Annotated in this window: 19 protein-coding genes; 11 read left to right on the top strand and 8 right to left on the bottom strand. The window is 43.7% G+C overall.

Annotated elements, in window-relative coordinates:
* Positions 1-61: 61 nt before the first annotated feature.
* Positions 62-505, bottom strand: coding sequence for a dCMP deaminase family protein (locus AACW75_RS15495; protein ID WP_017074834.1), 444 nt, complete (start codon positions 503-505; stop codon positions 62-64).
* Between the two features lie 259 nt (positions 506-764).
* Between AACW75_RS15495 and AACW75_RS15490 the strand changes: the two genes are divergently transcribed.
* The 3 genes from AACW75_RS15490 to AACW75_RS15480 all read left to right on the top strand — a co-directional run bounded on the left by AACW75_RS15490 (position 765) and on the right by AACW75_RS15480 (position 6,072).
* The gene (locus AACW75_RS15490; RefSeq protein ID WP_145569088.1) at positions 765-1,904 is read left to right on the top strand and encodes an efflux RND transporter periplasmic adaptor subunit; all 1,140 of its coding nucleotides are present in this window, start codon (positions 765-767) and stop codon (positions 1,902-1,904) included.
* 11 nt (positions 1,905-1,915) lie between these two features.
* The gene (locus AACW75_RS15485) at positions 1,916-5,068 is read left to right on the top strand and encodes an efflux RND transporter permease subunit (RefSeq protein ID WP_145569090.1); all 3,153 of its coding nucleotides are present in this window, start codon (positions 1,916-1,918) and stop codon (positions 5,066-5,068) included.
* Between the two features lie 317 nt (positions 5,069-5,385).
* Positions 5,386-6,072: a MaoC family dehydratase gene (locus AACW75_RS15480; RefSeq protein WP_135457323.1), complete on the top strand. Its 687-nt coding sequence runs from the start codon at positions 5,386-5,388 to the stop codon at positions 6,070-6,072.
* Positions 6,073-6,192: 120 nt separating this feature from the next.
* On the opposite strand, the gene AACW75_RS15475 is transcribed toward AACW75_RS15480, so the two are convergent.
* Positions 6,193-7,008 (bottom strand): phosphate ABC transporter substrate-binding protein, encoded by an 816-nt coding sequence (locus AACW75_RS15475; protein ID WP_017074838.1) that lies wholly within the window; start codon positions 7,006-7,008, stop codon positions 6,193-6,195.
* Between the two features lie 303 nt (positions 7,009-7,311).
* Between AACW75_RS15475 and AACW75_RS15470 the strand changes: the two genes are divergently transcribed.
* Positions 7,312-7,674: a DUF3024 domain-containing protein gene (locus AACW75_RS15470; protein ID WP_145562154.1), complete on the top strand. Its 363-nt coding sequence runs from the start codon at positions 7,312-7,314 to the stop codon at positions 7,672-7,674.
* 110 nt (positions 7,675-7,784) lie between these two features.
* Here the strand turns inward: AACW75_RS15470 and AACW75_RS15465 are convergent, their stop codons facing one another.
* The gene (locus tag AACW75_RS15465; protein ID WP_135457319.1) at positions 7,785-8,591 is read right to left on the bottom strand and encodes an AraC family transcriptional regulator; all 807 of its coding nucleotides are present in this window, start codon (positions 8,589-8,591) and stop codon (positions 7,785-7,787) included.
* A 171-nt stretch (positions 8,592-8,762) separates the two neighbouring features.
* Positions 8,763-10,769 (bottom strand): exoribonuclease II, encoded by a 2,007-nt coding sequence (gene rnb, locus AACW75_RS15460; RefSeq protein WP_135457317.1) that lies wholly within the window; start codon positions 10,767-10,769, stop codon positions 8,763-8,765.
* A gap of 308 nt (positions 10,770-11,077) precedes the next feature.
* On the opposite strand from rnb, the gene AACW75_RS15455 reads away from it, so the two are divergent.
* A complete protein-coding gene (locus AACW75_RS15455; RefSeq protein WP_145569092.1) occupies positions 11,078-13,201 on the top strand; it encodes a DEAD/DEAH box helicase in 2,124 nt (707 codons plus the stop codon).
* 733 nt (positions 13,202-13,934) lie between these two features.
* On the top strand, positions 13,935-15,128 hold the full coding sequence (locus tag AACW75_RS15450; protein ID WP_017074843.1) for an acetate/propionate family kinase: 1,194 nt from the start codon (positions 13,935-13,937) through the stop codon (positions 15,126-15,128).
* A gap of 166 nt (positions 15,129-15,294) precedes the next feature.
* Here AACW75_RS15450 and AACW75_RS15445 read toward each other — a convergent pair whose 3' ends face one another.
* Complete coding sequence (locus AACW75_RS15445) at positions 15,295-16,278, bottom strand: hypothetical protein (protein ID WP_135457314.1); 984 nt, start codon at positions 16,276-16,278, stop codon at positions 15,295-15,297.
* A 408-nt stretch (positions 16,279-16,686) separates the two neighbouring features.
* Here AACW75_RS15445 and AACW75_RS15440 point away from each other — a divergent pair, with 408 nt between their 5' ends.
* The gene (locus AACW75_RS15440) at positions 16,687-17,073 is read left to right on the top strand and encodes a hypothetical protein (protein WP_135457312.1); all 387 of its coding nucleotides are present in this window, start codon (positions 16,687-16,689) and stop codon (positions 17,071-17,073) included.
* A 130-nt stretch (positions 17,074-17,203) separates the two neighbouring features.
* Here AACW75_RS15440 and AACW75_RS15435 read toward each other — a convergent pair whose 3' ends face one another.
* The gene (locus AACW75_RS15435) at positions 17,204-18,136 is read right to left on the bottom strand and encodes a LysR family transcriptional regulator (protein WP_145569093.1); all 933 of its coding nucleotides are present in this window, start codon (positions 18,134-18,136) and stop codon (positions 17,204-17,206) included.
* Between the two features lie 267 nt (positions 18,137-18,403).
* On the opposite strand from AACW75_RS15435, the gene AACW75_RS15430 reads away from it, so the two are divergent.
* Both AACW75_RS15430 and AACW75_RS15425 read left to right on the top strand, forming a co-directional pair.
* The gene (locus AACW75_RS15430) at positions 18,404-19,171 is read left to right on the top strand and encodes a glycine betaine ABC transporter substrate-binding protein (protein ID WP_135457463.1); all 768 of its coding nucleotides are present in this window, start codon (positions 18,404-18,406) and stop codon (positions 19,169-19,171) included.
* 155 nt (positions 19,172-19,326) lie between these two features.
* Positions 19,327-20,352, top strand: a complete 1,026-nt coding sequence (locus AACW75_RS15425) for a zinc-binding alcohol dehydrogenase family protein (RefSeq protein WP_135457310.1) — start codon at positions 19,327-19,329, stop codon at positions 20,350-20,352.
* Between the two features lie 114 nt (positions 20,353-20,466).
* On the opposite strand, the gene AACW75_RS15420 is transcribed toward AACW75_RS15425, so the two are convergent.
* Positions 20,467-21,102 carry a CIA30 family protein gene (locus AACW75_RS15420; protein ID WP_135457308.1) on the bottom strand — a complete coding sequence of 212 codons (636 nt, stop codon included), beginning with the start codon at positions 21,100-21,102 and terminating at the stop codon, positions 20,467-20,469.
* A 47-nt stretch (positions 21,103-21,149) separates the two neighbouring features.
* Complete coding sequence (locus AACW75_RS15415; protein ID WP_017074851.1) at positions 21,150-21,416, bottom strand: DUF3081 domain-containing protein; 267 nt, start codon at positions 21,414-21,416, stop codon at positions 21,150-21,152.
* 280 nt (positions 21,417-21,696) lie between these two features.
* Here AACW75_RS15415 and AACW75_RS15410 point away from each other — a divergent pair, with 280 nt between their 5' ends.
* Both AACW75_RS15410 and AACW75_RS15405 read left to right on the top strand, forming a co-directional pair.
* On the top strand, positions 21,697-22,590 hold the full coding sequence (locus AACW75_RS15410; protein ID WP_135457306.1) for a DMT family transporter: 894 nt from the start codon (positions 21,697-21,699) through the stop codon (positions 22,588-22,590).
* Between the two features lie 354 nt (positions 22,591-22,944).
* On the top strand, positions 22,945-23,361 hold the full coding sequence (locus tag AACW75_RS15405; RefSeq protein ID WP_017074853.1) for a VOC family protein: 417 nt from the start codon (positions 22,945-22,947) through the stop codon (positions 23,359-23,361).
* Positions 23,362-23,378 lie beyond the last annotated feature (17 nt).

Below are 23,378 nucleotides of genomic sequence, written 5' to 3'. Positions count from 1 at the left end.
TTTTGTATTTGAAATCGAGCTATATCCTAGAAGTTCATTTTCTTAGGTTAACCTACTGAAATTAGTCTAGATCGGCGAGTGGTAGCCAATCAACGGTTACTCCAGCCTGTTCAAACATATCTTGGCTTATCTTGATCTTATCTCCCCAACGAGAAAGGAAGTCTTCACTTTGCTCTGGGCAGTGTACAGCGGAGATACCAGTTTGAATGATCTTTGCTGCGCAATTTGGACAAGGGAAGTGAGTTACCCAAACTTCACAGCCATCTAAATCACGCTTGGCGAATAGAATTGCGTTCTCTTCAGCATGCAGTGTTTTGAGGTATTTCATTTCACGATCATCAGTATCAGCGCTATCAGATACACCATGAGGGTAGCCATTAAAACCTACTGATACGATTCGGTTGTGCTTAGTGATTACGGCGCCGACTTGAGTTGAAGGATCTTTACTCCAAGAACCGACCAATTCCGCCATTTGATAGAAACGTTTAGCCCATTTTGAAATCATGAGAATTCCTTAACAATTAAATGTGAATGCTTATCTGTCCGACAATACATGATGTTAGACAATATCCATAGAGAACAAAAGCTGAGGGGTTGATTTACCTAGGAATTGTAACGCGTTTGTAATCACTTTATAAGCACTTAGTTTCAATTAACATATTGATACACTTTGGCTAGTTATAATTGATATTCCTCGGACAATGGTGACGGATGTGTTACGTAACTTTTATGCTGTTCAATTTCTCATAAGTGACGGTATAACCATGCGTAAAAAGTTAATCCTTACGGCTCTTGCAAGCTCTCTTTTTCTTGCTGGATGCGGGCAAGATGCCCAAAATGCCAAACAAGCGCCTTTACCTCTCGTAGCTGTACAGGATGTTAGTGTTATTTCTCACCAGCAAAGTAAGTCATACATCGGTCGTATTGAAGCCGTTGAAGACACTGCGATCACTGCGCAGGTTTCAGGTTATTTACAAAGCCGTCATTTCAAAGAAGGTCAAATGGTCGAAAAGGGTCAATTGCTTTACTCAATTGAGCCATCCTCATTTGAAGCTGAAGTTGCGAGTGCGAAAGCATCTGTTGCTCAAGCGAATGCCAATCTTAAAAAAGCCGAGCTTGATTTCAACCGTGGTAAGAACCTACTTCCAAAAGGCAGTATTTCTCAATCGGAATTTGACGCATTGACAGCTTCATTACTCGGTTCTCAAGCACAACTTGAAGCAAGCCATGCTCAGTTAAACGCCGCGAATGTTCAGCTTTCTCATACTAAAATCGTTGCGCCTTTCTCTGGAAGAATCAGTGACACTAAAGTAAGTAAAGGTGATCTAGTTTCACCGTCTTCAGGTGTACTGACTACATTGGTTAGCTTAGACCCAATCCATGCCTCGTTCAGTATTAGTGAGCGCGAACGCATTGAGTTAGGTATGGACCGTATTGAAGGTGATGGCAGCAGTGATTCTGCTCGTGTTGAAGTAGAGATCGTGTTGGAAAATGGTGAAGCATTCGAACACCTAGGCCAACTCGACTTTTTAGGCAACCGCATTAACTTAAATACTGGCACGATCGCGATGCGCGCCATTGCTGATAACCCAATGCAACAATTGTTACCAGGCCAACATGTTCGTATCGATCTTCGAGATAAACAATCTATTGATGTCGTGACGATTCCCCGTCGTGCGGTTCAAACCGATTTAGAGGGTGACTTTGTTATGGTGCTAGTAGAAGGCGATGCAACACCAATAGCTGAGCGCAGAAATATCGAGATGGGTCGACAGGTTGAAGGCGGCGTGATCGTTCACTCTGGATTAGCGAAGGGCGACGCGGTCATCACTCAAGGCTTACAGCGTGTACGTAATGGTATGTCTGTTCGCATTCAACCTTCTGCTGCTGAACAAGCCGAGTAAGGGGCGTAATTATGTTAAGTCGTTTCTTTATTCAAAGGCCTAAGTTTGCCCTTGTAATATCCATAATATTAACGCTGGCAGGTGCGATCTCTCTCGCTATCTTACCAGTGGCTGAATATCCAAAAATTAGCCCTCCTTCTGTTAGCGTGTCGGCATACTACACAGGTGCAAGTGCTGAAGTTGTAGAACAAGCGATAGCTGACCCCATAGAGACATCGGTTAACGGTGTAGAAGATATGATCTACATGTCTTCTAAAAGTGCTAACGATGGTTCATACAATCTTAACGTAACTTTTGACGTTGGTACTGATGCTGATATGGCTCAAGTCAACGTTCAGAACCGAGTTGCTCAAATCGAATCGAAGCTACCACAAGAAGTAAGAATGGTGGGTGTGACGGTGAAGAAACGCTCGCCTGACCTTTTGATGGTATTGAACTTCTACTCGCCAAACGGTGAGTATGATGACCAGTTCTTGATCAACTACGTAAACTTAAACATTAAAGACCAATTGGCACGTGTGTCAGGCATTAGTGAAGTTAACGTTTTAGGCGGCGGCGAGTACTCGATGCGTGTTTGGTTAGATCCTGAAAAAATGGCTAACCTGAACTTAACGACATCAGATGTGTATGGCGCATTGGCTGAACAGAACGTTCAAGTGGCTGCTGGTCGTATTGGTGCTGCACCTTACAGTAACCCGCAAGAAGTACAGTTCAACTTGGTAACAAAAGGCCGACTAGAAACGGCTGATGAGTTTGAAAATGTTGTACTTCGAGCAAATCAAGACGGTTCAACGGTTTATCTAAAAGATATTGCACGTGTTGAACTGGGTAAAAAGTTCTACGATGGCAATGGTAAATACCGAGGACAAGACGCTTCAATCGTAACGCTGTCACTTCAGTCAGACGCAAACGCGTTGGAAAGTGGTAAAGCGGTCATGGCTATGCTCGACAATCTAAGCACTAACTTCCCTGAAGGTGTGGCTTACGAGGCGAGTTATGACACCACGGTATTCGTTGCTGAATCGATTAAAGGCGTAGTCAAAACACTCATCGAAGCTATCTTGCTGGTTATCGCGGTTACGTACTTGTTCTTGGGCAGTGCGCGTGCAACCTTGATTCCTGTGGTTGCGATTCCGGTATCTTTGATTGGTACCTTTGCGATCATGCAGATGACGGGTTTCACCATCAACACGGTGACGCTGTTTGGTTTGATATTGGCGATTGGTATCGTAGTAGATGATGCGATCTTGGTTATCGAGAACGTTGATACCACCATGGCCAAAGATCCAACGATCTCCCCACGTAAAGCAACATTAATCGCAATGAAAGAAGTAACTGGCCCGATCGTTACTTCAACTTTAGTTCTGTTAGCCGTTTTCATACCTGTAGCCATGTTACCCGGTATTACCGGCATCATGTACCGTCAGTTCGCTCTGACCATCTGTATTGCGGTTGTTATCTCTTCGATTAACGCATTAACGCTTTCTCCTGCGTTGTGTTCATTGGTTCTTAAACAGGGCGGTGGTAATACGTCGCGTTGGTATCAAGCGTTTAACCGCGGTCTAGAAAAAGTTACTAACAAATATGGTCAAATCGCTGGCTTCCTTGTGAAGAAAGGCGTTTTGCTATTTACCTTCTTTGTAGTAGCACTGGCTGCCGTTACTTACTTTGCGAAGACGACGTCTACAGCGTTCGTACCTCAAGAAGATAAAGGTATTTTGCTGGTCAACGTACAACTACCGGATGCGGCATCGCTATCTCGTACAGAAGACGTGACAGGGCAACTGTTAGAGATGGTAGAGCAGGAGCCGGGTGTTGATGGAGTGACATTGGTTAATGGCTACGCGTTCATGACTGGCGCTTCCGCGTCAAATGGTGCGTCGCTATTTATCAAGCTCCACGATTGGGATATGCGTAACGCGTTAGATGGTGAACATTCTGCCTCTGCGATTTCTCGTCGTATCAATGGCCGAGCGGCAACTGAACTGCCTCAAGCGATTGTGTTTGCGATGGGCCCACCTGCAGTACCTGGCATGGGTGCAGCATCAGGCTTTGAATTTGTTCTAGAAGATACGCTAGGTCGTAGCCGTACTGATCTTGCAATCGTAATGAATGATGTGATTGCTGAGGCGACTAAACAGCCTGAGATTTCACATACATTCAGTACATTCCGTGCGAACGTGCCTCACTACTATGTCGATATTGACCGTGAGAAGGCGCAACAATTAGGTATCCCACTATCGGAAATCTTCCAGACTTTACAAGGTAATCTGGGTTCGCTTTACGTGAACGATTTCACCATGTTTGGTAAGAACTTCCGTGTAACTATGCAAGCTGATAGTGAACACCGTAGCAGCATGGATGACTTACAACGATTCCACGTACGCTCTTCTAACGGTGAAATGATTCCGCTAAGTACTTTGGTGACTTACGATCAAATCTTTGAACCTGATGTAGCATGGCGTTACAACATGTACCGCAGTGCGGTGATTCAAGGGCAACCTGCACCGGGCTATTCAAGTGGTGATGCGATTGCAGCAATGGAGCGTGTAGCCGCTGACGTCTTACCTCAGGGTTATCAGTACGAATGGACAGGCATGGCTTACCAAGAAGTACTGGCAGGCAACCAAGCTATCTTTGCGTTCGCACTGGCACTGATCTTCATCTACTTGTTTATGGTGGCTCAGTACGAGAGTTGGACAATACCTATAGCAATTATCTTAGTAGTACCGGTCGCAACCTTAGGTTCCTTCTTAGCTCTGAACTTAACTGGTACACCGCTGAACCTTTATGCACAAATTGGTTTGGTGCTCTTGATAGCCTTGGCCGCGAAGAACGCAATTTTGATTGTGGAGTTCGCGAAAGTTGAGCGTGAAGAGAAAAATACATCAATCGAAGATGCAGCTGTGAAGGGAGGTACGTTGCGTTTCCGTGCTGTGAACATGACGTCTTGGTCATTCATACTCGGTATCTTCCCGCTAATCTTCGCTGCGGGTGCAGGTCACGTGAGTCAGAACTCGTTGGGTATTTCCCTAATCGGCGGTCTGTTATGTGTGTTATTGGCTGGTACGTTCCTAATTCCAGGCTTCTATGCATTCATACAACGTAAGCGAGAGAAGGCACACGGTGGTAATACCAAGTTAGTTCCGCTTGATGATGAATAGAGAATTTAATTCCCTGTAAACTTATTTTTCGTAAACTAGCCCCTCATAAAAACGAAGGCTTAGCATTGTGCTAAGCCTTTTTTTATTCACAAGTGGAATAAAAACGCTTTTTATATACTCAGATCTTTATTATGTGATGGAGCTAACACTCTAATTTGGGTTTTGTAATAAAATGATGTTTTATTATTAAGCTACTGTTTATTAATGAAATATCATGGTTCAGCGAACGAGTGTATGCTCGAAAACATTTGCACAATAGTGTGAAGTGTTTCAAAATTACGAAGTTATATTGAAATTTTATGTGCATTGAGGTTCTTATGAAAGTCATTGATTTATTTAAACACCGAGGCGATAGCGTGTCTTCGCAACACTCAGAGTTTATGCAATGGATGTCTCCAGCTCTTAGAGATTACTGGGGCGACTTTCTTGATCGTACGCAAAATAGCCATTTTTTCGCATGGGTTCGTGATCACCACAAACCAGCGGTAAATGAAGATGCACCTGAAATGCCAATAGAGCAGCCGACCGTGTTAAAGCAAGAAGCTCAACTTGTGTTTGATGAGCTCAATCAGCAGATCGGTGAGGTTATTCATACTGGTGACTGGATCAATGTAAGTCAAGAACGTATTAATCAGTTCGGCCTTGTTACTGAAGATATGCAGTGGATTCATACTGAGCCTTCTAAGGCAGAAACAGACTCTCCGTTCAAAACAACCATCGCACATGGTTTTTTAACTTTGTCTTTGCTTCCACGACTGACTGACAGTGTTGATCCTGATAAATCTCAATTCCCAACAGCTAAGATGGTTGTAAACATTGGTCTTAACCAAGTTCGTTTTCCATACCCTGTAAAGTCGGGCAGTAACGTCCGCGCTAAGAGCACGTTGACAAAAGTAACGCCAATTAAAAAAGGTTTAGAGATTGAACGCGAAATCCGCGTAGAAATCGAAGGGGTTCGTCGCCCTGGTGCTGTGATTGTTTCGGTAATCCAACTGCATTTCTAATCCTTTGTTGTAAGTGAAATGACTCTTAAACGAAGATTATAGATTCCAAAAAAAAGAGAGAGCTTAGTGCTCTCTCTTTTTGTTTGTGCGATATCTCGCATTTACTCTATCTAAGAGCCGTTACTTAATACGTGTATAACCGTACTCTTCGATAAGATCTTGCCCTTGCTTTGACTTTACGAACTTAATGAAATCTTTGCTCTCGTCAGAAACAGAGTCTGTTTTGTGTAGCAATAAGAATGGGCGAGCCAATTCATAGCTGTGGTTAGCAATGTTCTTTGATGTTGGTTCTACGCCTTCAAAGGTGATTGCCTTAATTGAACGGTCGATCGAACCAACTGAAATAAACCCAATGGCGTGTGGGTTATGGTTAACAATCGTTTTTACCATGCTGTTGCTGTTTACAACCAAGTTATTTGGATTGATATCAGACACCAGACGGTCGTTAATGATTTGAGTTAAACCAAGTAAGCTTTCGAAGCTGTAGCGTGAACCTGAAGAAGCTTCACGAGTTACCACTGCGATAGGTTGATCTGCACCACCCACTTCTTTCCAGTTCGTGATCTTACCTTTGTAGATATCGAACAGTTGTTCGCGGGTTACGTTAGTAACACCGTTTGAACGGTTTGTTACAACGGCTAGGCCGTCAAAGGCAATTGGAAATACCTTCAATTCTTCGTTTTGCTCACGATTTGTTAAGTAGCGTGAGCTCATACCGATATCAGATACACCTTTATTAACCATAGTAATACCGGCCGTAGAGCCAATACCCTGAACAGCAATATAGTTATCAGGGTGAGTCTTGTTGTACTCCTCTGCTAATACATCCATAACTCGCGATACAGAAGTGGAGCCCGAAATATTGGTTTCTTGAGCAAAAGCAGCTTGAGAAGACAGGGCTAAGGATAAAAGAGAGGCAAGCGCGACTCGTAACATAAACAACTCCTAGTTAATAACATTTGTCGCATATCATAGGTCGCTTATATGACACTTTTGTGAAATTCCATTCGTGTGCAAGATGCCAGCTAGGTTGGCTTATAAAAGTGAGTTCGGCATAGCTTAGTTTGGCTCAAATGAGTTGTCGCAGTCTGAACTAATGGACGGGATCAAGAGAAGGTTCGTTTATGAGAGCAGGGTGGGTATTTTGTTCGCGCTTGTTCGCTAAAATGTTTGTTGAGTCCTAAGCTAAGTAGAGAAACTCACTACTTAGAAAGTTTCTATGAAGTCGCAAGGGGTGTTATGTCCGTCATTCATATAGAACTGAACCGTCTTTTAATTGGGGCTGAAAGGCTCTGTACTTCTCGCAATCGCAGTTTACCGGTAGAGTTAGGTAAATCCCTCTATGAAGCGTGTGAGGGTGGTGTGGTGTTTTCTCAGGCACATTATCTGCTCGACTCATCTCACAGTGATTATACAAACGATATAGCCTGCGTGATCTTTGATGAGTTGCTATCTTGTTGGTCGGTTATGGTGCCGCTTGAAGGTGATTCGGAAAGTGACTCAGTGAATTGGGGACCTTATCCTTACCTCGCTAAATCGAAGGATCTTGATGCCATTCTTTCTGAAATAGAAAAAGATCCTAAATCGTATTTCTGGTCGTGACCATTTTACTTAGGCGTTCACTGGTGGTTTGATACCAAAAATGAACGACCTTCGTAAATTCCAATCAACACATTTCAGATTTTTACTTTTATTTTTACCTGAACCTGCACTTACAAAGACTGTGCAACTAAAGAGCGGAAGTCTTTGGGTGTCTTGCCATGATAGGTTTTAAAGGCAGTACTGAAGTGGGCAGCACTTTTAAAACCGGATTCGTAAGCGATCTGAGTAATCGATTTGTTCGATGTTCTGAGCTGAGTAGCAGCATGGGCAATGCGCTTTATCTTTAATAGATTTGAAAATGACAGGTCTTCAGCCGACAAGCGACGTTTAAGCGTAGCAGGAGACATCCCCATATAACTGGCTAGCGTATCTAATGAAATATTATTTTCAATGTTCTGCTCAATGTAATGTATGACCTTCTGTGTCACATTTAAACTTGAAGCACGGACAATAATCGTCAGCAAAGCCGGGTATTGCTCTACCATCAACGACAACAAAGCTAAGCCTAACTGGGTGAGTGCGTAGTCATTCTGAGTTTGTGAATTAGCCAGTGTTAGGATGAGCTCCTTCATCTGATGTATCTCAGTGTCGGTTTTGTCGAACTTGATGTATTTATTTGGAATTCGAGTAGGCTCTAAATCACCAAATTGATTGATGAATTTCTGAAAAATAGCCAAATCAAAATCTAAACACGTTGAGCTAAATTCGCCATTTTCAGTATTAACAGTGACATCTTTAATCTGCCCTGAATTGTAAAGCGTGAAATCTCCCGCTTGTAATGAGGCTTCAGTGCCATTGGGTAACGTGAAAGAAATACTGCCTTTAGATACGATGAAGATACCGTTTTTCGAGGCGGGGTAACGTTCTCGTTTCCTAGGAATAAAATTTCTGAATTGAGTAACTGTAATCGATGACATAGTGCGCTTCTTTGACGTTGTAAATTGATTGCTTATTGAATGTTTTTTTAAGTATTGTTTAAGCATGAGACATTTACAAAAAAGGCGCTAATAATTAGCGCCTTTAGAAGTGAACCTTTGAAGCTTTTAACCTTGAAAGATCTAACCTTGCAAGCCTAACCTTTAAAGTTCTTAAGCTTCGGTTTCATTTGTCGTTTCAGGCTCGCTAGGCAAGTCCGCAAAAACTTGAGTAGGTTTGGCTACTAAGTTACGGTTTTCCTGATTAACTTCTGAGAGAACTACTTCTAAAACGTCTCCCAGTTTGTATACCATTTCTTTATCGATAGATACAGTACCCATATCACTGTTGCACTCTATTCTCTCCTTATTATTAATAATGAGAGAGCCAGGGATAAATGCAGCTGCACCATTATCCAGTAGGCGAACACGCATGCCTGCACGGTTAATGTCGAAGATCTCTGCTTGGAAGCGAGTTTCGTCTGCCGGAGCGTTCGCTAGCGTGCGGGCATATAACCAATCGCCAACATTACGCTCAGCCATACCGTGATGACGGCGGTGCAGAGCAAGTTCATCACCAATCGTTTCATCTGGCGTTTGAATTGGCGCTTTACCTAAGATGTGCGCTTTAAGCATACGGTGGTTAATCATATCGCCGTATTTACGAATTGGAGAAGTCCAAGTTGCGTAAATGTCTAAACCCATAGCGTAGTGTGGTGCAGGCTCATTGCTGATCTCGCTGTACGCTTGAAATTTACGAATGCGGTTGTCGTAGTAGCTGTTGTCTAAAGAGCCCAACCAACGGCGCAGAGTAGCAAAACCCTCTAGAGATACGATCTGCTCTTCTGTAAACGGTGTTTCTGCTTCTGGATTAACCAGTTCTAGAACGTCTGATAGTTTTTCAGCTTTGAATCCAGAGTGGCAGTTAAACACACCTTGATTGAAATTTTCTTTCAATACACGACCAGCACAGATGTTCGCGCTGATCATTGATTCTTCAACTAACTTGTTCGCGCTGCGACGAGTATCTGCGTGGATAGCGACAACGTCGTTGTCTTCGCTTAGTTCAAAGCGGTAGTCAGGGCGATCTGGGAACACAACTGCGTTTGCAGAGCGCCATGCTGAACGTGCTTGTGCAAATTGGTGCAAATCAGAAACAATAGCAGCGATTTCTTCTGATGGCTGCCACTTCTCTGACGTCCCTGTTTCTAGCCAGTCTGATACGTTGTCGTAAGCAAGACGAGCGTGAGATTTGATGTTCGCAGCAAAGAAGTTAATGTCATCACCGATAACACCTTCTTTAGATACCGTCACTGTACAGCAAAGTGCAGGGCGAACTTCGTTCTCAATTAGTGAACATAAGTTGTCGGCAAGATCGCGAGGTAACATAGGAATGTTACGGCCAGGAAGGTAAATAGTGAAACCACGTTCGCGAGCTACTTTATCCATAGAGTCATCTGGAGAGATGTAAGCCGTAGGATCCGCAATAGCGATAGTCAGTTCGAAATCACCGTTCTCTTTCTTCTTCGCGTAAAGCGCATCGTCCATATCTTTTGTGCTTTCACCATCGATGGTTACAAAAGGTACGTGCGTCATATCTACGCGTTCAAGATCGGCATCGTCGTTGATCTGCCAGTTGTCGATGCCTTGAGGCTCACTGTTAGGTAGGTCGTTTTGTGCCAGTGTTACCCACCAAGGTGCGATCTTGTCATCAGCGTCGGTGATTTTTTCAGAGATTTGAGCCAAGAAACCGTTATCACCTTTTAATGGGTGCTGAACGATATGAGCGACAACCCAGTCGCCTTCTTTTAGCGTTTCAGGGTTTAAGCCTTTCTTAGCTTTTGCTTTTAGTTGCAGCTTTTTCAGTTGCGGGTGATCTGGAACAACGTTCAATCGACCTTTGAAAAGCTTAACTCGTGCGATGAAGCGAGTAAGACCTTGTTCAACCAATTCCTCTGGTTCGGCTACTTCGCGTTCTTTCTCTGTACGAATGATTGCAATGACTTTGTCACCGTGTACACATTTCTTCATGTACGGAGGCGGGATGAAGAAGCTTGTTTTGCTATCGACTTCGAGAAAACCAAACCCTTTTTCAGTGGCTTTGATCGTACCTTCCTTTTTAGGGAGGGTTTCTTGGATTTGCTGCTTTAGCTGAGCGAGTAGGGGATTATCTTGAAACATCTTACTTTTATCTAACGAGGACAATTGAGCATACTATAATCATTGCGAGGTCTGATTACTACTGAAAGCCGAAGTGGGCTTAAATTAATTGCCCACTTATTTAACTGTATCAATTTGATGGAATCGGCAAGCTGTGACGAGATATTCATCAAGTTTTGACGATATGATAACCAGTATTGATATAAAACCGAAAAATATGTGATGTATTTCAATTTTTTCTGGCTTTTTTTATGCATTTAGGGAATAATCCGCCTCCCTTAGACGTCCCTAATGGCTTGAAGTGTTTTATTACTGCTTCGTAACTCTGAATGGAATCAGTATCTGATTGGATCAGTATTGGAATTGATAGAGCTCCCGGGACCTTTTGTTTACTTATATATAGTGGGATCCCAATGTCCGAATCTGTAATTCAATTTAATGAATTAGCCCTTAACGATAACATTCTTTCAGCTCTTGATGGAATGGGTTTCGTTTCTCCGACTCCAATCCAAGCAGCAGCTATTCCTCTTCTTCTTGAAGGCCGTGACGCACTAGGTAAAGCACAGACTGGTACTGGTAAAACAGCAGCATTCTCTCTGCCTTTACTTAACAAAATCAACCTGAACCAACACAAACCACAAGCAATCATCATGGCTCCTACTCGTGAGCTAGCGATTCAAGTTGCTGCAGAAATCAAAAACTTAGGTCGTGACATCAACGGTCTTAAAGTTCTTGAAATCTACGGTGGTGCTTCAATTGTTGACCAAATGCGTGCTCTAAGCCGCGGTGCTCACATTGTTGTTGGTACTCCAGGTCGTGTTAAAGACTTACTAACTCGTGACCGTCTACACCTAGATGAAGCACACACATTTGTTCTTGATGAAGCAGATGAAATGCTAAAAATGGGTTTCGTAGATGACGTTACTTGGATCCTTGAGCAAGCTCCAGAATCTGCACAACGTGTACTTTTCTCTGCAACTATGCCTCCAATGGTTAAGACTATTGTTGACCGTTACCTACGTAACCCTGCACGAGTTGACGTTGCTGGTACTAACCACACGGTTGATAAAGTAGCGCAGAATTACTGGGTTGTTAAAGGCGTAGAAAAAGACGAAGCAATGTCTCGTCTTCTAGAAACTGAAGAAACTGACGCGTCAATCGTATTCGTACGTACTCGTCAAGACACTGAGCGTCTAGCTGATTGGCTATCTGCACGTGGCTTCAAAGCTGCTGCACTGCACGGTGATATTCCTCAGTCTCTACGTGAGCGCACTGTTGATCACATCAAACAAGGTGTTATCGATATCCTAGTTGCAACTGACGTTGTAGCTCGTGGTCTTGATGTTCCACGTATCACTCACGTATTTAACTACGACATCCCATTCGATGTTGAATCTTACATCCACCGTATTGGTCGTACAGGCCGTGCTGGACGTAAAGGTAAAGCGATCCTACTAGTTCGCACTAATCAAATTCGCATGCTTCGCACTATCGAGCGCGTAACTAAGTCTCAAATGGAAGAAATCCAACTTCCACAACGTGACGAAGTTGCTGCTGCACGTGTTGCTAAGCTTGGCGCTGAACTTGAAACAGAGAAAGAAAGCAAAGCTCTAGAAAACTTTGCAGGTCTTATCTCTACTCTTCAAGAGTCTCTAGAAGTAGACGCTGCTACACTAGCTGCAATGCTTCTTAAGCGTCAGCAAGGTAAGAGCCCACTATTCTACGTTGGCGAAGACCCAATGATCGCTGCTATCGAGCGCGATAAGAACCGTCGTAAAGATCGTCGCGAAGATCGTGACAATGGCCGTGACGGTGGTGGTCGTAACTTCAATACGCAAGATTGGGATACTTACCAACTACAAGTTGGCCGTGAGCAAGGTGTTCAGGTTAAAGATATCGTTGGCGCACTAGCAAACGAACTTGGCCTAACTAAAGGTTCTATCGGTGCTATCAAGCTAGACCAAGGTTCTACTTACGTTCAGCTTCCAAAAGCAATGAACTCTGAAACTACTGGTAAGCTAAGCAAACTTCGCATTCGTCAAAAAGAAGCTGGCGCTGTAGTTGTTGATTTCAACGACTTCCGTGAGCCTCGTCGTGGCGGCGGCGGTCGTGATGGCAACCGTGGCGGCGGTCGTGATGGCGGTCGTGGCGGTCGTGATGGCGGCGGCTACCGTGGTAACCGTGAAGGCGGTAATCGCGAAGGTGGTAACCGTGAAGGTGGCAATGGCGGTCGTGGTGGCTACCGTGGCAACCGTGATGGTAGCCCAGCTGGCGGTCGTGATGGTAACTCTGCTGGTGGTCGTGATGGCGAGCGTCGTTTTGACCGTAACCGTGGTGGTGATCACCGTGGTAACTTCCGTGGCGAACGTGGCCATGGTAACGGCAATGGCGCTAGCGCTGGCGCTGGCAACGGTGGTAACCGTGGTCGTCGTCCAGAACGCAGCGAAGGTTAATCAACCTTTAGCCTAGATATTCTAATCTAGACACAGAATTTAAAAGCCGAGCTTAATGCTCGGCTTTTTTGTGCCTGCTCGCTAACTTTTACCCGCATTGGTGTATCAAAGGGATCGATTCGAATCCGTATCGCTAATGGTCTTTTCGGCGAGATTAGTAAATACATCGTTAGCAGAGACATACACCGTTAACGTAACTGTATTGGCCTACGAGGCCATACTGAAATAACGTGCCACAACGACTGGTTACAATGAATAGAAACCCTCTAAGCTACAGTGTAGGACGCCTATTCGTAGAAAAGAGTTCTATCTGCACTTAAGTCGAATGCCTTATCACGTCGTTTATGAATATCTTCGTACTTTCTGCCTTTTTGATGTAAACGCTGGGAAAGGGAGAATAAATTGTCGGCATTTTTTATTGGGTGAGGGCAGAGTGCTATCGCTTTCTCTTCTGATTTCTTGCATTTTCTTGAGTCACTCTAATTAACTGAATCAAGCTAAAAATAATTTGAGCAGTCGTTTGCTTCGTCAGTTCATCAACTTTATTATTCAACTATTTTTTAATTTCGCTCTCGAAATAAATAAATAGATGACTAAGATCAACTTAATTGTGTTCATTTAGTGGTTTTTACAAAACAAAAGTTGAAAGATTCAAAAATTATTGAATAATGGGCTTAACTAAAATTGAAGTAAACACTTCATCCAATTCGTACTGAAACAGGATCCATATCCAATGTCTAATTCGTTTGTTCTGGTTATTAACTCGGGTAGTTCTTCCCTTAAATTTGCTGTCATCGATTCTGTTTCTGGTGACGCAGTATTAAGTGGCTTAGGGGAGTGTTTTGGTCTTGAGGATGCTCGCATGAGCTGGAAGTATCAAGGTCAGAAAACAGAAATTGCTATTCAAGGTGAGGGTAACCACCACAAAATTGCCATTGGCAAATTGGTAGGCCTGATGGAAGACTTAGGCTTCACTGCTGATATCGTGGCTATCGGTCACCGTATCGTTCACGGTGGTGAGAAGTTTACTCAAACCGTTCGTATTACTGAAGAAGTGACGAGTGAGATTGAAAGCCTATCTGACCTAGCTCCACTTCATAACCCTGCTGGTGCTATCGGTATCCGTGCTGCGATTGAAGCTTTCCCTTCTCTACCTCAGTTCGCTGTGTTTGATACTGCTTTCCACCAAACAATGCCACAACGAGCATTCACGGGTGCAATCGCAAAAGAGCTATACACAGACTTCGGTGTACGTCGTTATGGTTTCCACGGTACTAGCCACTACTTCGTTAGCCGTGAAGCTGCGAAGATGCTGAACAAGCCAGTTGAAGAATCTAGCTTCATCTCTGTGCACCTAGGCAACGGCGCTTCTGTATGTGCTATCAAAGATGGCAACAGTGTTGATACGTCAATGGGCTTCACACCGCTTTCTGGCCTAATGATGGGCACACGTTGTGGTGACTTAGATCCAGGCATCATTGAGTACCTACTTAAGAAAGGTTGGTCACAAGAGCAAGTATTCAACTCTTTAAACAAGGAGTCTGGCTTCCTCGGCGTGTCTGGTCTTACGAGCGATGCTCGTGGCATTTTAGAAGCAATGGAAGAGGGCCATGAAGGCGCTAAGCTTGCTTTTGAGGTGTTTACTTACCGAGTAGCTAAATACGTTGCTTCTTACCTAGCAACGCTAGACTCTCTAGACGGCATCATCTTTACTGGCGGTATCGGTGAGAACTCTCTACCAATTCGTCGTGAGATCCTAAGCAACCTTAAGATTCTTGGTTTTGTTGAAGATGTAGCGGGCAACGAAGCAGCTCGCTTTGGCGCTGAAGGCATCATCGCTAAATCAGAAATGCTTGATGCAGTAGCAATGGTTATTCCAACGAACGAAGAATTCGTAATTGCTCAACAGTCGGTAGAGCTCCTGTAATCTAAGCAACCGCTTGTGTAGAATATAGACGACAAAAAAGCGAGCCAAGTGGCTCGCTTTTTTGTGTTTGTATGTCCCGTCCTGAAATGTGTTTACACATTGAGGACGAGACAGTATTAACTCAATGGAGGCTAGGTTTAATTACAAAGGTACGAAGTCAGAAGGGTTATTTAACCTTATATCTCAGTAGCACTTCATTATCGAGAACGACATTTGTCGACCAGATAAAGCTTGCGCCTGCGCCACTGAATTTTTCGATAAAGTTCATGTACGCTTTTTTATTGTTTACGCCAATATCGTCTTCTGAGTATACCGATGCTTGAGGCCAAGATGTTGCATCGAACTCTTGGTTCATCCAGTTCGTTGGTGTTTCCCAATGAGCAGCGTAGGCATCTTGACCGTGGTCAGTTCCTTCCGTGGTGCAGTTTTCAGAAAGGCGTTTCCCGTCCACTTCACTTAAGCAAGTCAGGTCATAAATCGGTGACGTATAAAAGGTTTGTGCTTGCCAGTCTGGTCCTGTCACGGTTCCGTCACTAAAGCTCGCAATAAAGCCACCATCACCAGCGTGGTAAGCCTTTCCGCGGTTATCTTCGCTGCCAAGACCTAGGTTTTCTTCCCAATCAATCACTTTCACCGCAATCGTGTAAGGCTTCTTAACCTTAAATTTGACGATGTTTGAGTTAAACGGTGTGAAAGGAACTGTGTCGACCGCGATTAACTTGCCGTTGATATAAAGTTCGAAATAGTTATCGGCAAAAATATAGCCTGTTATTTCCTCACCGTCTGGATCCACAACCGCTACAGGCACAGAGTTTTGATCGACTTCGGCTAGGCTGCTTGGTGTGGTGTTTGAGCACTCTTCATAAAGATCAAAGGCTTTTGGCCCTGTCGCAAAGTTGTTCTTGGCTGGAACCGTCCAAACTTTTTCTTCCGAGTCCGTAATTTCCCCGACGCCCGCCACTCGGCTACGTCCGTTTGCACACTCAAAGAGATTCGATTCAACGGTGGTCGCTACACCTTGAGTAATACTCGCTGAGCCTTGGTAATCAATGATGTTGCTGACCGAGGGCGTATCTGATGATGGTGAGCAACCTGTAGCGAGCAAAGCAACCGATGAAAGGGTAAGGGCTTGATATTTTGTGATGATCATTGATTGGATATCCGAAGCGGGGTGATTTCAATAAGCGTGGCTCAAAATAAGCCAAGTGCAAGTAAGTTAATTGAAAACAAAGCTATTTCAAACAAATCCGAGCTAAGTTGCTAACTAGCTAAATAGCCAAGTTCCGATAGCTGGAGCGACGAAGCTAAGCAGGAACTAAAGTATTTGTGAGGTGCCACGCCTGTTATGTGATGAGGCATATATTACCTGTACGAATGTAAACAAACGTAAAGTTGGGTAAGCATGGGTAAAATAGCGCTTTGATCGGATGATCATATAAGCTTGCGAGGAGCTTGTAAAAATACTCAACACGAAGCGGTTTCAGGTTGTGATTGAGATAGTATTTTGCTACAAAACGCGCATAATCTCGCTATACAACATTTAAAGAAGAATTTACCTATGACTACTTTTCAATACTACTTTCACCAACTGCCTTGTTTCGACTGTAAAAAAACGACTGTAAGTACTGATCTTGGTTGGTTAACGCCTGCAATGAAAGATGATGCTATAGCACAAGTGACGGCGACTCTGGCACAAGGTGAGATTCCATCTGATCTCTCTGCAAACGTGGTTTGTACTAAAGATGAAGCTCGTGAGTACTTGTTACTGAATTTCTTCGGTTACTCAGAAGAAGAGCTAGCGAGTGAAATCGAAGCGGATGATGAGAAAGAAGTCGCGGATGAAATCGCAGAGCTATTAGAAGAAGGTAAAGATACAATCACCTTCGAACATGAAATTGCTCTTCAGTGCTGTGCAGACTGCGACGTTGAAGAAGAGTCAAATTAAGCACTCACATTTAAAGTAAACATGCCCATTTGCATTGCGTGATGTTCGGTTTATTTGAGGCGTTAACGGAAGATAGTTCGTTAGCGCCTTTTTTCTATCTCGGCCTCTAATCTCTATTCGGCATGAGAGCCTATGATATTTTGGTTTCTAAGATGCCTTGATCACTCAATTGAGAGAGGATGTTTGCGGTTTTACCTCGAAACAAATCTCTTAACAAGCGAACGGTCGGAGTGATTGATTGTCGGCTTGGACACACTAACCATAGCTCTGTTGATGTTGGTTTATATTCGGGCATAACATTGACAACATCACCCGAAAGTAAATGGTTCGACATATCGAGACAAGATTTTATCGCGACCCCTTTCCCTGCAATACACCAACGTCTCACCAAATCGGCGTCGTTAGATGCGCGATTGCCCTTTAGTTTCACTTTGTGATCTTGAGTACCATCGTTAAATATCCACTCGTCTTGCAATATGTCATGAAGTTGGTAGAGCAAACCATTGTGCTGAGTTAAGTCACTAGGTTCATTGGGTGTGCCCCTGCCTGCCAAGTATTCAGGAGTGGCGCACAATACCCTAGGAACATCGCATATCTTAAAACCGTACATGTTGGCGTCATTTGGCGAACCATAGCGCAGTGCCATATCAACAGAATCACGGTAAAAATCGATATTGCTATCGCTGATGCTAGTACGTAGTGCGGCGTTAGGGTATTCCAGTAAAAATTCATCAAGCCAAGGTGTGATTAAGTTTCGCCCTAGATCCGATGAAAGCGCAATACGGATCTCACCGTCAACGATGCCCAACTCTTCTCGCATGTTGAGCTTCGCTTGTTCTAACATTTTTAAGGCTTGTTCACATTCAGGTAAATAGCGTTCGCCTGCTGAAGAGAGCCTTAAGTGGCGAGTGGTTCTTACAAATAGTTCAGCGCCTAACGCGGCTTCAACACGTTTTACGGCAGCGCTCGCGGTGGCAGTACGCATATCAAGGTTGGTGGCTGCTGCAGTGATACTGCGAAACTCCGCCACTTTCAAAATGACCTGTAAGTCTTCAAGAAGCATGTTATCTACCTGTATTGAATTATGTTCTAAACATGGGGTTGGGATATTTCCCGCTCACAATCTGCAAATGGGTTATCTCTACTTGTCGCTTCTAACTTAGCTTCAAACTCTTAATTGTCAAAATTAATTTGATAATAATTCAAATGTGAAGCTGTTTTTCATTAGTAATTTTCTCACTATCATTTCCCCTATCGACAACGTAGCGCAGTACACACCGTATGGACGAAGCCTACGATCTAGGGGGATAAGATGACTAAGAAAATCACAATGGGTGTAACGGATTTGTCGTTCCACCGTACGACCGCTTCATTGGTTGCCAATGTATTGAAAACCATGGGTTTTGAGGTAGAGCGCATTTTCTCTCCACATCAGGAGAACTTTGAAAAACTTAAAACGGGTGAAATAGATATGCTCTCGTCTGCTTGGCTCCCTTCAAGCCATGGAATTTACAAAGCAGATGTTGAAGAAGTAGAACCGTTGATAGAACTTGGACTGCATTATGAACCTTACGCGTTATGGGGTGTACCTGATTATGTCCCTGAAGAAGCGGTTTCTGAAGTCGCTGACCTGTTAAAGCCTGAAGTAGCAGAGAGGATGATCTCCCAAATTCAGGGGATCAACCCGGGAGCAGGTATCACACGTTTCTCCATTCAGATGATGAAAGAGTACGGGCTTAGCGATGCGGGCTACGAATTTTTCCCTGGCAGTGAAGCCGATTGCTTTGATGCTTTTGAAAGTGCAGTGGCTAATAAAGAGTGGGTAATCGTGCCCCTGTGGAAACCGCAATTCTTACATTATCGCTATGATATTCGAGAACTTAAAGAGCCTAAAGGCTTACTCGGAATCGTTGACAGAGCGGTACTTCTTTTAAGAGGTGACAAGCAAGGTTTGTTCAACGAAGAGCAGATTCAGGAGTTGGATTCACTACGCTTCTCAAATGACATTATCGCAGAGCTCGATTACAAAGTTTGCCGCGAAGGTAAGCCACAAGATGAAGTAACGCGTGATTGGTTGATTGAGAAAGGCCTGATTTAACCTCAATGTCGTTGGCAAGACCATTAGATTGTCGTGTTGCGCAGCAGCGGTAATACGATTGTCAAAAAATATTTGATAATCATTCAAAAGCTAGACTGTTTATCTAGAGTGAGAGTTCTCTAGAATTAATTCATCAAATTTACGGAGAAAGCACCATGTCATTACCATCAAAAATGAAAGCTATCGGATTTACTCAGTCATTCGCTATTACTGAGCAAGAGAGTTTGTTTGAATTTGAAACAAGCCTACCAGAACTAAAAAATAATGACTTGTTGGTAAAAGTGAGCGCGACTTCTATCAACCCTGCAGACGCAAAAATTCGTATTCGCAATGCCAAGGATAAAACACTCGAACAACCTAAAGTGCTTGGCTATGACGCAGTAGGGGAAGTGGTTGCAAAAGGCCTAGACGTTGAAGGTTTTGAGGTTGGCGACCGTGTGTACTATGCGGGTGATGTAACGCGTATGGGTGCCAACGCAGAATACCAAGCTGTGGACTACCGTATTACCGCTAAAGCGCCTAAGAGCCTTTCTGATGAAGCGGCTGCAGTTATGCCACTAGCAACACTTACGGCGTGGGAAGCATTGTTCGATCGTCTGCGTGTTCGTCCTGAAGAGAAAAAGTCTATCCTGATCATTGGTGGAGCGGGCGGTGTAGGTTCGATCACTATTCAACTGGCTAAGCAACTCACTAACTTAAATGTTATCGCAACAGCTTCAAGACCTGAAACGGAACAGTGGGTAAGAGACATGGGGGCTGACCATGTGGTTAATCACCGTAATTTGGTTGAGTCTGTGCGAGAGCAGGGCATTCAACATGTCGACTACATCTTTAATGTTGCAGATACCAAAGGTCATTGGGATGCAATGGTAGAGCTAATTGCGCCACAAGGCCTGATCAGTTCGATTGTAGAGTTCGATGGCGGGATTGACTTATCAGCGCTGCAAGGCAAATCAGCAGGCTTTATTTGGGAATTGATGTTTACACGTTCACTGTTCAACACCGACGATATCCAGAAGCAACAAGATATCTTATTCCAAGCAGCGAATCTGATTGATGCGGGCCGTATTAAATCGACGCTGACCACGACCCTAGGTGGCTTTAGTGTGGACACAATTAAAGATGCACACCAACGTATTGAAAGCAGTGCGTCGATTGGTAAAACAGCCATCAAATACTAATCGCTGATGTTTTAATCCGCCATTGTTTTGAATCGTTGACGGTTTAAATAGAAGAAGCCCTTGATATCTTGTTGTTAGTCAAAAAGGTATCAGGGGCTTTTGTTTGTGTGCGGTTTAGTTAGCTTCTGGTGATGGGATAGGTTGCAATGTTTTGAAGTGAAGCTGTATTAGGTCTAGCTCAAAAGGCGAGGGCTGTTTGTCTGCAATCAAAAAGCCAATTTGCTTCATGTCTTGTGCCTTAAGTTCCGGCGCATAGCTCAGTAACCGACCTCGGAACACCGCTTGAAAATCATTGAAGTGGAAGGTCTTGTTAAGCTGCTGTCCCTTAATGGTATCGAAATCGTGTTTGTATTGAACTCGATTACCCTCCTTCGATGTTGTGAACCTCAGTTGGTAGGTGTGACCATCACCAACGAATATCAGCTCTGCACTATCTATTCCATGGTCAGGTGATTCAATGGAGCGCTTTACAGAACTGAAACCACCATTGTTTTCTAACGAGAGCTCTCCCCTAAATCGACTCATGTTATTGAGATAAATGAGCTCGCCTGTTGAGATGCCGCCCATTACATCGTCGTTGGTCACTGTCCAGTTTTGATGCTCACTAGCTTGTGTAAAGTCGATCATGTTTGTCCCTGTTGCATCTGCCTTAAGACTTAACGAATGTAGACTAAGTAGAAGGAGTAAAGGTGAGGTTAACCTAGGGGGTAACCGCGTTTTACAATTGGTTCCGTTCATGAACTTCTCCACTCTTTCCCTGTAGACTATGCGTTCTTTACTCGATAGCGATGGGTAACTTATGAAGACGGTTCAGTTTCAAGCATAGCTAAACAACGCTTGATGAAGTCTTCATAGTTCGATGCTTTGTCGTATTCGATCTTCAATGAGCCGTGGAACATCAGTGTCACCGTAACGTCTCTGTAGCTTAGCCAACAGGTATAGCCGTCATAGTCGTGCCACGCAAACATCTCGCCAAATTGATATTTGCTATCTAATTGCTTTCCAGAGGAGCGAATGCAATCAAACACTCTAAGAAATTCAATAATGGTGATTCTGTTGTCCATGTACCACTCCCGTTGCGCAGTCGATGAAAAATTCTAAGTGCTTGTATTTCAATTAACTACGGTTTTACTTTCTATTCCGATCACAGGGGAGAGTAAGCGAGTCTATTTACAAAGAGCCTCTCACTTACAAATTTTTTTTGAGCAAATAGGGTTTAGTGCCAATCCAGAGAGTCTTATTCTTCTGTTCTGAAGATGAAGTTTGAATCGAGTTACTTATTTGCCATTCTCATGTATTATGCCTGCCCATAATTGTATGACAAATGTGTAATTCTGTTTCCGTATGAATAAAGTCACCAACCACGCCATTTTGCTTTTGGTATTTGCAAACCTATTGGCGTCTTTTTCTGATGTCTCATTAAAAATACTCAATGGTGAAGTTCCCACGTTTCAGTACGTGTTTATTCGTCAGTTATTGAGCGTGATGCTGTTGCTTCCTTTTTGGCTAAAGCTCCCTAAAGAAACTCGCATGCAAGGCGGTTGCCGCATCAATTTTTTACGGGCTCAATTTATATTAGTGGGTAGTGGTTGTGCGATGATTGCCATTACACACCTTACCTTGGCGACAGCGAACGCGATGTTCTATGTTGGGCCAATCCTGATGCTTCCTCTGTCTATTGTGTTGTTGAAAGAAAGGCCGACATCATCAAAAGTGATCGCGACATTGATAGGTTTCGTGGGTGTGCTAATTGTGTTGCGTCCTGAGCAATTTCACTGGGCGGCGATTGCAGGGCTAGGCAGTGCGCTTGCAATGGGTGTTGGTAATATTTTGATTAAGCGTTTGAACGCCGAACAACACATTATCTCGACCTTATTTTGGACTAGTGTTATGACTCTGCCACTTGCACTGGCGTTTGCATTGCCAGCATGGGCTGCGATTGAATGGCGTCATTTGGGGTGGATCATGGCAATCAATCTATTTGTTCTTGGCTATCATGCATTGGTGGTGGTCGCGTATAAAAAGGCTCCAGCAAACCAAATTGCGCTCGCAGAATACTCGGGGTTAGTGTTTGTAACCTTGTTTGGCGTGATGTGGTTTGACGAGATCCCCGATATTCTGACACTGGTTGGTATCAGCCTCATTGTTATTCCAATGATGCCGATTAAATGGAAGAAGTTCTTTAGTCTAGGGAACAGAACCCCCCTCGATGTAGAAGTGGATCAGCCCAAGTCATAATATCTGCGGCTTAACCGCCGCGTATTGCAAAGACGAAACGTGCTAGATGAAAGAAAAGCGAACCTAAGTGGTTCGCTTTTTGTTTTTGAATCATTACAGAATTAAGAAACGAGCTTAACAAGCCGCATGATCAGGAAGTCAGTTTGGGGTAGGTCGTCTAAACTTAACGTCTATTGTTTAAAACTTATGTGATTAAAGTTCTCATGCTTAAAGTTTGTATAGCATCAAAAAATAGAACAATTTGGACTCTAAAAACGTTCTTGAAAATAAACGTAAATTAACCCTTTACCTCAACTTAACTTGAGGTATTAGGATATACAACGTTGCTTACGAGAATACTTTAAGGAGAGAAGAATGATCCAACTTGAACATGTGAATTTAGTCGTCAAAGACATCCCAGAAATGCTGACTTTCTACAAAGCGGCGTTCCCTCACTGGTATGTCCGTGATGAAGGGAAAGGTGAATGGTCAGGCAAGCCACGTAACTGGCTGCACTTTGGCGATGAGTATCAATATATCGCAATGAGTGATCATGGAGAGGGTGAAAATAGAGACTTAGCCGGACACTCAGTTGGTCTCGCTCACTTCGCTTATGTGACCAATAATATTGAGAGTGTGATTGAACGTCTTATTGATGCGGGCTTCCCAATAGCCAAACCCGGAGCGGAAGAACCTTACCGTAAAAACGTCTACTTTGTGGATCCGGCAGGTTTTGAAATCGAGTTCGTAGAATACCTGAGTGATGATCCTAAACTGCGCAATGCCACGTAATAAAACTCATTAATCGA

Source organism: Vibrio sp. L3-7, from assembly GCF_963898195.1.
GTDB lineage: Bacteria > Pseudomonadota > Gammaproteobacteria > Enterobacterales > Vibrionaceae > Vibrio > Vibrio echinoideorum.
This window is presented reverse-complemented; position numbering and strand designations above follow the sequence as displayed.